This window comes from Micromonospora globispora (assembly GCF_003857015.1).
GTDB lineage: Bacteria > Actinomycetota > Actinomycetes > Mycobacteriales > Micromonosporaceae > Micromonospora > Micromonospora globispora.
Genome location: NZ_QGGF01000364.1, coordinates 25,659 through 33,223, shown reverse-complemented (window position 1 = coordinate 33,223; position 7,565 = coordinate 25,659). Strand labels below are relative to the sequence as shown.

General features: G+C 73.5%; 7 protein-coding genes. 2 read left to right on the top strand and 5 right to left on the bottom strand.

Annotated elements, in window-relative coordinates; genetic code table 11:
* Positions 1–224 precede the first annotated feature (224 nt).
* Positions 225–1,901: an MDR family MFS transporter gene (locus DKL51_RS18240; protein WP_109947803.1), complete on the bottom strand. Its 1,677-nt coding sequence runs from the start codon at positions 1,899–1,901 to the stop codon at positions 225–227.
* A gap of 61 nt (positions 1,902–1,962) precedes the next feature.
* A complete protein-coding gene (locus DKL51_RS18235; protein WP_109947802.1) occupies positions 1,963–2,511 on the bottom strand; it encodes a type 1 glutamine amidotransferase domain-containing protein in 549 nt (182 codons plus the stop codon).
* Positions 2,512–2,662: 151 nt separating this feature from the next.
* Here DKL51_RS18235 and rfaE2 point away from each other — a divergent pair, with 151 nt between their 5' ends.
* Positions 2,663–4,492, top strand: a complete 1,830-nt coding sequence (gene rfaE2, locus DKL51_RS18230) for a D-glycero-beta-D-manno-heptose 1-phosphate adenylyltransferase (protein ID WP_109947801.1) — start codon at positions 2,663–2,665, stop codon at positions 4,490–4,492.
* Positions 4,489–5,367, top strand: a complete 879-nt coding sequence (locus tag DKL51_RS18225; RefSeq protein WP_109947800.1) for a glycosyltransferase family 2 protein — start codon at positions 4,489–4,491, stop codon at positions 5,365–5,367. The genes rfaE2 and DKL51_RS18225 overlap by 4 nt, the downstream gene beginning before the upstream one ends.
* Before the next feature lie 5 nt (positions 5,368–5,372).
* On the opposite strand, the gene DKL51_RS18220 is transcribed toward DKL51_RS18225, so the two are convergent.
* Genes DKL51_RS18220 through DKL51_RS18210 form a run of 3 tightly spaced genes read right to left on the bottom strand, consistent with a single transcriptional unit; the run spans position 5,373 to position 7,545 of the window.
* Complete coding sequence (locus DKL51_RS18220; protein ID WP_109947799.1) at positions 5,373–6,479, bottom strand: glycosyltransferase family 9 protein; 1,107 nt, start codon at positions 6,477–6,479, stop codon at positions 5,373–5,375.
* A gap of 8 nt (positions 6,480–6,487) precedes the next feature.
* Positions 6,488–7,042 carry an Hsp20/alpha crystallin family protein gene (locus tag DKL51_RS18215; protein ID WP_109947798.1) on the bottom strand — a complete coding sequence of 185 codons (555 nt, stop codon included), beginning with the start codon at positions 7,040–7,042 and terminating at the stop codon, positions 6,488–6,490.
* Positions 7,039–7,545: a DUF2231 domain-containing protein gene (locus DKL51_RS18210; protein WP_109947829.1), complete on the bottom strand. Its 507-nt coding sequence runs from the start codon at positions 7,543–7,545 to the stop codon at positions 7,039–7,041. Before DKL51_RS18210 ends, DKL51_RS18215 begins: the two co-directional genes overlap by 4 nt.
* Positions 7,546–7,565 lie beyond the last annotated feature (20 nt).

Here is a 7,565-nt window from a genome sequence, read left to right as displayed (position 1 = left end):
CGGCCGAGGCGGCGGCGAGGGAGAGGAGGGTGAGACCGGTACGGAAGGTGCGGTCGGAACTCATGACGTCCCTTGTTCGAAAGGAGCCGCACCGGCGGCGGTCGGCTGGCGGCACGGCACGGTCGGCGCCCCCGTCGACGCCGGCCGGGAGGCCGCCCGACGGCGGCTCCACCCTGTATAGACGTCGACCGGCGTCGTTCCGTTACATGATCCACCGGGAGCCGTCAGAGCATGGTCTGGGACTTGGCCTCCATGTCGGCGGCGGCCTCCTCCTTCGACTCCTTCGTCAGCGGCTTGCCGCCGGGGGCGGCGGCCTTGCCGCCGAGCGGGTCGGCACCGCCGGTCGCGCCCTGCGGGCCGGCGCCGCGGAGCTGGTCGTTGGGCAGGGCCAGGGTGACCAGCACGGCCAGGATGGCGATCAGGCCGGTGGTCAGGAAGACCAGGTGCAGCGACTCGACGAACGCGGCCTGGATGGCGGCGCGTACCGGGCCGGGCAGGGCGAGGATGGTCGCCGGGTCGTTGATCGAGATGTTCGCGCCGCCCCGGGCCGCCACCGCGGCCCGCTGATCGGGCGGAAGCTGTGCGATCGCGCCCGGCAGTCGGGCCGCCAGCTGGTCGGTGAGCTGCGACGACAGCACCGCGCCGAGGATCGCCACACCGAACGAGCCGCCCAACGAGCGGAAGAACGTCGCCGACGAGGTGCCGGCGCCCAGGTCCCGCACGGACACCGCGTTCTGCACTGCCAGGATCAGCGACTGCATGCAGAGGCCCAGCCCGACGCCGATCACCACCATGTAGCCGAAGGCCACCCAGAGCGAGGTGTCCACCGCCAGCCGGGTGAAGAGCAGCATGCCGGCGACGAGCACCGCCGAGCCGGCCACGGGGAACCACTTGTACCGGCCGATCCGGCTCATCGCCCGGCCGGTGAGTACTGAGGTGATGATGATGCCGGCCATCATCGGCAGCATGAGCAGACCGCTGCGGGTCGGCGAGGCGCCCTTGACGATCTGCAGGTAGAGCGGGATGAAGATGATCGAGCCGAACATCACCAGACCGAGCACGAAACCCGCCGAGTTGGCCAGCGCGAACGTCGGGCTGCGGAACAGCCGCAACGGCAGGATCGGCTCCGGTACCCGGGCCTCCTGGAGCACGAAGAGCACCCCGAGCACCGCCCCGGCCACGAACAGCCCGATGATCACGCCGGAGCTCCAGGCGTACTGGTTGCCGCCCCAGCTCAGCCCGAGCAGCAGGCAGCTCACCCCGGCCACCAGCAGCCCGGCGCCGAGCCAGTCGATGGCGTGCTCCCGCCGCTGGAACGGGATCAACCGCATCACGTGGTAGCAGACCACGATCGCGAGGATCGCCAGCGGCACGTTGATGTAGAAGATCCATCGCCAGTTGGTCTCCGCGAAGTAGCCGCCGACCAGCGGGCCGGCCACCGACGACAGGCCGAAGACCGCGCCGAAGAGCCCCTGGTAGCGGCCACGTTCCCGGGGCGAGACCACGTCCGAGATGATGGTGAACGCCAGCGTCATCAGACCACCGGCGCCGAGCCCCTGCACGCCGCGGGTGAGGATCAGCTGGGTCATGTTCTGCGAGAGACCCGCCAGCAGCGAGCCGAGCAGGAACGTCCCGATCGAGAAGAGGAAGACCGGGCGGCGCCCGTACAGGTCGGCCATCTTGCCGTACAGCGGGGTCGAGGCGGTGGACGCGAGCAGGTACGCGGTCACCACCCACGAGTAGTGGTTGATGCCGCCCAGCTCACCGACGATGGTCGGCAGGGCGGTACCGACGATGGTCTGATCCAGGGCGGCCAGCAGCATCCCCGTCATCAGGCCGAACATCAGCAGGCGGATCTGCCGGGCGTGCAGCACCGGCCGGCCGTGGGCTTCGGTCGTCATCCCGCCTTCTTTCCCCCACCCCCCGGAACATGCCCGCCGGGGCGGGGGAAAGTGCGGGAGGTCAGTGCCGGCCCTCGGCGAACTCCTCGACGATCTTGGCGCAGAACGCCGGCAGGTCGTCCGGCTTGCGGCTGCTGACCAGGCCCTTGTCCGTGACCACCTGCTCGTCGACCCAGGTCGCACCGGCGTTGGTCAGGTCGGTGCGCAGGCTGGGCCAGGAGGTCAACCGGCGGCCCCGCAGAACGCCCGCCTCGATCAGCGTCCACGGGCCGTGGCAGATCACCCCGACCGGCTTGCCCGCGTCGAAGAACGCCCGCACGAACTCGACCGCGTCGGCGTTCGTCCGCAGGAAGTCCGGGTTGGCCACCCCGCCGGGCAGCACCAGCGCGTCGTACGCCCCGGCGTCCGCCTCGGCCGCGGTCACATCCACGTCGTACGTCTTGCCGTGGTCCAGGTGGTTGAAGGACTGGACCGAGCCGGGCTTGAGCGAGACCAGCTCGACCCGGGCACCCGCGTTCTCGACCGCCTCGCGGGGCTGGACGTACTCCACCTCCTCGACGCCGTCGGCGGCCAGGAACGCGATCCGCTTGCCCTGCAGGTTCGCTGCCATCGTGGTGTCTCCTCTCCGGGGTCCCAACTCACACCCGTTCCCGGGGTCGGAGGACCGAAACGCCGGGCCGGCGTGGCCCACGCCGCAGCGCACCGTCGCCAAGCGGTGACGCAGATGTTTGGTCCGGGAGCCTCGGGGGACCTCAGCAGACATGGCAGGAGCAGCAGCGGAAGATCGCCGGCTGGCCACGGTCGTGGAGAGCTGGCTGGGGCGTCCCGTGCTCGTCGTCGGCGACGCCATGCTCGACGAGTGGCGGTTCGCGGAGTCCGAGCGGCTCTGCCGGGAGGCCCCCGCGCCGGTTCTCACCCTGCGCCGACGCATCTCAGCGGCCGGCGGCGCGGCGAACACCGCGGTCAACGTGGCCACCCTCGGCGGCCGGGCCGTGCTGGTGGCCCCGGTCGGCGCCGACGTGGCCGGCGACGAACTGCACGACTGTCTGGACCGCGCGGGCGTCTGGGACCGGACGGTCAACCAGACGGGCCGACCCACTCCCGTGAAGCGGCGGATGCTCGCCGGCAACCAGATCCTGCTGCGCGAGGACTCTGGTGACCCGGAGGACCCGCTCGACGACGACGGGGTGGCCCACCTGCTCACCGCGCTGGACTGCGCCACCGAGGAGCTGAAGGCGGTCGCCGGTGGGGCGCCGCTCACCCTGGTGGTCTGCGACTACGGCTTGGGCGCGCTGCCGCCGCCGGTACGCGCCTGGCTGGTCGCCAACCGGGACCGCTACGCCACCGTGGCCCTCGACGCGCACGACCTGGCCGACTGGCGGGGCCTCAACCCCACCGTGGTGACCCCGAGCTTCGCCGAGGCGGCCCGGCTGCTGGCCCGCGCCGCCGTTGGCTTCGGCGCCCCGCCCCGCCCCGCCGGGCGCAACGGCACCGGCCCGGACCTTCATCTCGACCACCCGGTGACCGACCCGTCCGACGGCCCGTCGGAACTGGTCGTCGGCGCGGCCCCCGGCGGCGCGGGCCCGGCCGCCGGCGGTCCGACCGGGGAGCCGACACCCGGGGAGGACCGGGTGGCGATGACCGGTGACGGCCTCACTGTCACCGGCACCGGCGTCACGGTGAATGCGGCGGCCGGGGAGGGCGTGGATCGGGCGGTACTGGCCGAGTCGCGCCTGGCCGAGCTGCGCGAGCACACCGGCGCCGACGTGGTGGCGGTGACCCTGGACACCGAGGGTGCGGTGGTCGCCGGGCCCGACGGCGAACCGCGACGCAGCCACAGCACCCCGGTCCCGGCCAGCCATGCGGTGGGCGCCGGGGACGCGTACCTGGCGGCGATGACGCTGGCGCTGGCCGCCGACGCGACGCTGCCCACCGCCGCCCAGCTCGCCCAGCTCGCGGCCACCATCACCGTCTCCGACACCGGCACCTGCGTCTGCCGGCGCGAGGACCTGCTCGGCGCGCTGGGCACCGGACCGGACGGGACCGACCACCCGACCCTGGTCGACGCCCAGGAGCTGACCGCGATCGTCGAGGAGCACCGCCGCGTCGGCCGCTCGATCGTCTTCACCAACGGCTGCTTCGACGTGCTGCACCCGGGGCACGTCCGCTACCTGACCCAGGCCCGCGCCCTCGGCGACCTGCTGGTCGTGGCGGTCAACTCGGATGGCAGCGTACGGCGGCTCAAGGGACCGGACCGGCCGGTCAACCCGGTGGAGGACCGCGCCGCCCTGCTCGCCGCCCTCGAATGCGTCGACCACGTGGTGGTCTTCGAGGAGGACTCCCCGGCCCACCTGATCGAGGCGGTCCGCCCGGACGTCTACGTCAAGGGCGGCGACTACCCGCCCGAGATGGTCCCGGAGGCGCCGCTGGTCCGCCGGCTCGGCGGGCAGGTCCGCACCCTCGGGTACGTTCCCGACCGGTCCACCTCGGCGATCATCGACCGGATCCGCGCGCACTCCGCCAACGGCGGCAAGGCCACGCAGGGCTCCCCCGTCACCGACAGTGCTCCCGCAACAGGCAGGCCGACGTGAACCGACCGCTCGACCTCGGCACGCCGGAGCAGTTCCGTCAGCCGCGGCAGCTCGACGTGCTGATCCCCACCCGCAATCGCCCCGCCGAGCTGGCGGTCACCCTCTCCGGGCTGGCCGCGCAGGACGGCGTACCCGATTTCGGGGTCGTGGTGAGCGACCAGTCCGACGCCGAGCCGGCGTACCTCCAGCCGGCGGCGGCCACCATGGTCCGGGCGCTGCGCCACCGGGGTCATCCGGTGCTGCTGGCCCGCCGGCTGCCGCGGCGCGGGCTGGCCGAGCACCGCGCCTACCTGCTCAGCCGGTCCGTCGCCCGGTACGTGCTCTGCCTCGACGACGACGTCTGGCTGGAGCCGGGGACGCTGTCCCGGCTGGTCACCGCGATTCGGGAGCTGGGCTGCGGTTTCGTCGGCAACGCGGTGCACGGCCTGTCCTACGCCGACGACGTCCGCCCGGAGACCCACGTGCACTACGAGGAGTGGGACGGCCCGCCCGTCCCCGAGCGGGTACGCCCCGGCACCCCGGAGTGGCACCGCGCGGCGATCCACCCCGCGGCGAACCTGCTGCACGTCACCGAGAAGCTGCGGCTGCCGGCGGGCGCCTGGCGGGCGTACAAGGTCTCCTGGATCGGCGGCTGCGTGCTCTACGACCGGGCCAAGCTGATCGACTCCGGCGGCTTCGAGTTCTGGCGCCAGGTGCACGAGCGGCACCAGGGCGAGGACGTCGCCGCGCAGCTCGCGGTGATGGCGCGGCACGGCGGCGCGGGCGTCCTGCCCAGCGGCGCCTACCACCTGGAGTCGCCGACCACGGTGACCGAGCGGGACGTGGAGGCGTGGGAGGTCGTCCTCACCGACACCGACACCCCGCAGCCCGCCTGAGCGGGTCAGCCCTGGAGCAGCTCGCGGGCGGCCTCGACGACCTCGATCACCGGCACGTCGGCCACGAAGGAGTCGCGGTGCGGGCAGTCGCCGTCGCCGGGGCGGTGCGGATAGAGCCCCCGGGTGCAGTCGACGCCGCAGACCGGGCAGCGGGTCGTCCACGAGGCGATCGGCCGGTGCCGGGCGCGCACCGGGATGGCCCCGTTGATCAGGTTGCCGATCCAGTAGACGCCCACCGTCGGGGTGCCGACCGCCCCGGCCAGGTGCAGCGGACCGGTGTCGTTGGAGACCAGCAGCGCGCAGCGCTCGTAGCAGGCGGCCAGCCCGCCCAGGCTGAGCGTGCCGACCTGCGGGCGCACCGGTACCCCGGCCGCCGCGACCACCGCCTCCACCACCTCGCGTTCCGCCGGTGTGCCGGTGACCAGCACCTCGTACCCGTCGCCGGTCAGCGCCCGGGCCACCTCGCCGAAGCGGTCCGGCGGCCAGCGCCGGCGGGTGTCGGTGGCCCCCGGGTGCAGCGCCACCCGCGGCCGCTCCGGCTCGCCGAGCACCTCCCGGGCCTCGGCCCGGTCCGCGTCGGTCACCGTCAGCGCGGGGATGATCGTGGTGGCGGGGGCGCCGACCAGGGCGACCACCTCCAGGTACCGGATGACCTCGTGCTGGTAGTAGACGTACCGGATCCAGCGGTCCAGCGGCGGCGCGTCCTCGGCCCGCAGCCCGGCGGTGACCCGGGCGCCGAGGCCGGAGACGATCGGGTTGGAATTGGCGCCGCCGCCGTGCAGCTGCAACGCCAGGTCGAAGCGTTCCTTGCGGGCGGTGGCCAGGAAGTCCTCCATCGAGGACTCCGGCTCACCGGGGTCGGGGCCGCGGATGCCGGGCGCGGGCGGGACCACCAGCACCCGGTCCACCGGGCCGGCCCGGTCGCGCCAGAGCTTGGGGTGCCACGGCGCGCCGAGCAGCACGATCTCCGCCGACGGGTAGGCGGCCCGCAGCGCCTCCAGCGCGGGCAGGATGAAGATGAAGTCGCCGAGCGCGTTGGCGCGCAGCACGGCGATGCGTTCGACGTCGGGCACTGGCTCGGCGACCGGGCCGAGCAGGGACGGGGTGACCACGCGACCCGCTACGGGCGGTCGATCTCGTCGGCCGTGGTGTCCGGGTGGTGCATCTCCCGGTCGGCGGCCGGGTCGGCCAGTGTCTTCGTACCGGTGGGCGGGCCGGCCTGCTGGAACCCGGTGCGGCCGACGGTGATGGTGCGTGGCGCGGGCCGGGCCGCCCGGGGCAGCCGGACCCGGAGCAGTCCGTGGTCCATCACCGCATCGATGGCGTCCGGGTCGACTCGGGACGGCAGGTCCACCCGGTACTCGAAGCCGCGGGTCTCGAAACCGCCCGGGATGCCGTGGTCGGCGTTGACCTCGGCCTCCGAGCGGGCCCGGACGCAGAGTTCCCGGTCGTCCAGCTCAACAGCCACCTCCTCCGGCGCCACGCCGGGCAGCCGGACGATGCACTCCCAGCCGTCGGCCGACTCGTTCAGCTCCACGTCCGGTGAGCCGGAGCGGCCACCGACCAGGCGGCTCAGCTCCGAGCGGAGCGACTGGAGCTCGCCCATCGGGTCCCAGCCCTGCTGGCGCCCGCGCCAGCCGCGGCCGAAGCCTCCACCGCTGGACTGTTCCGTCATCGCACGTCTCCGATCCGCTGGTTGGCCGAGGGGGATCGCAGCGAGCTCGGGGCGTTCAGGCCGGCCTCCGGGTCGACGCCGACGCCGAGCCGGTCGACCAGCTCACCGCCGAGCCAGGCGCTGAGGCCGAGGATTGCCACGGCCACCACCTCGATGGCGATGAGGGCACCCCCCGCTGCCCGGGAGTCGGCGTTGAGCCGGACCACCCAGACCGCGGCGAAGAGGAGGATCACCGCGATGTTGGCGGCGGCGTGGGTGAGGCCCACCCGCTTGGCGCGGGTGCCGGCGGGCAGGGCGAGCAGGTCGAAGGTGCCCGCCGCCGCGGCCAGCAGGCCGCCGATCAACCCGACCGTGATGTTCCAGTACGCGACCTCGCCGAGGAACTTCGGCCCGCCGACGGTGTCGACCACGTCGAAGATGACCGCGGTGACCAGGAGCGCTACCGGGAACATCACCAGCATCGGGTGCACGGGGTGACCGAGCACCTTCAGTCGGCTCTCCATCCGGTCCTCCATCGGTCGCG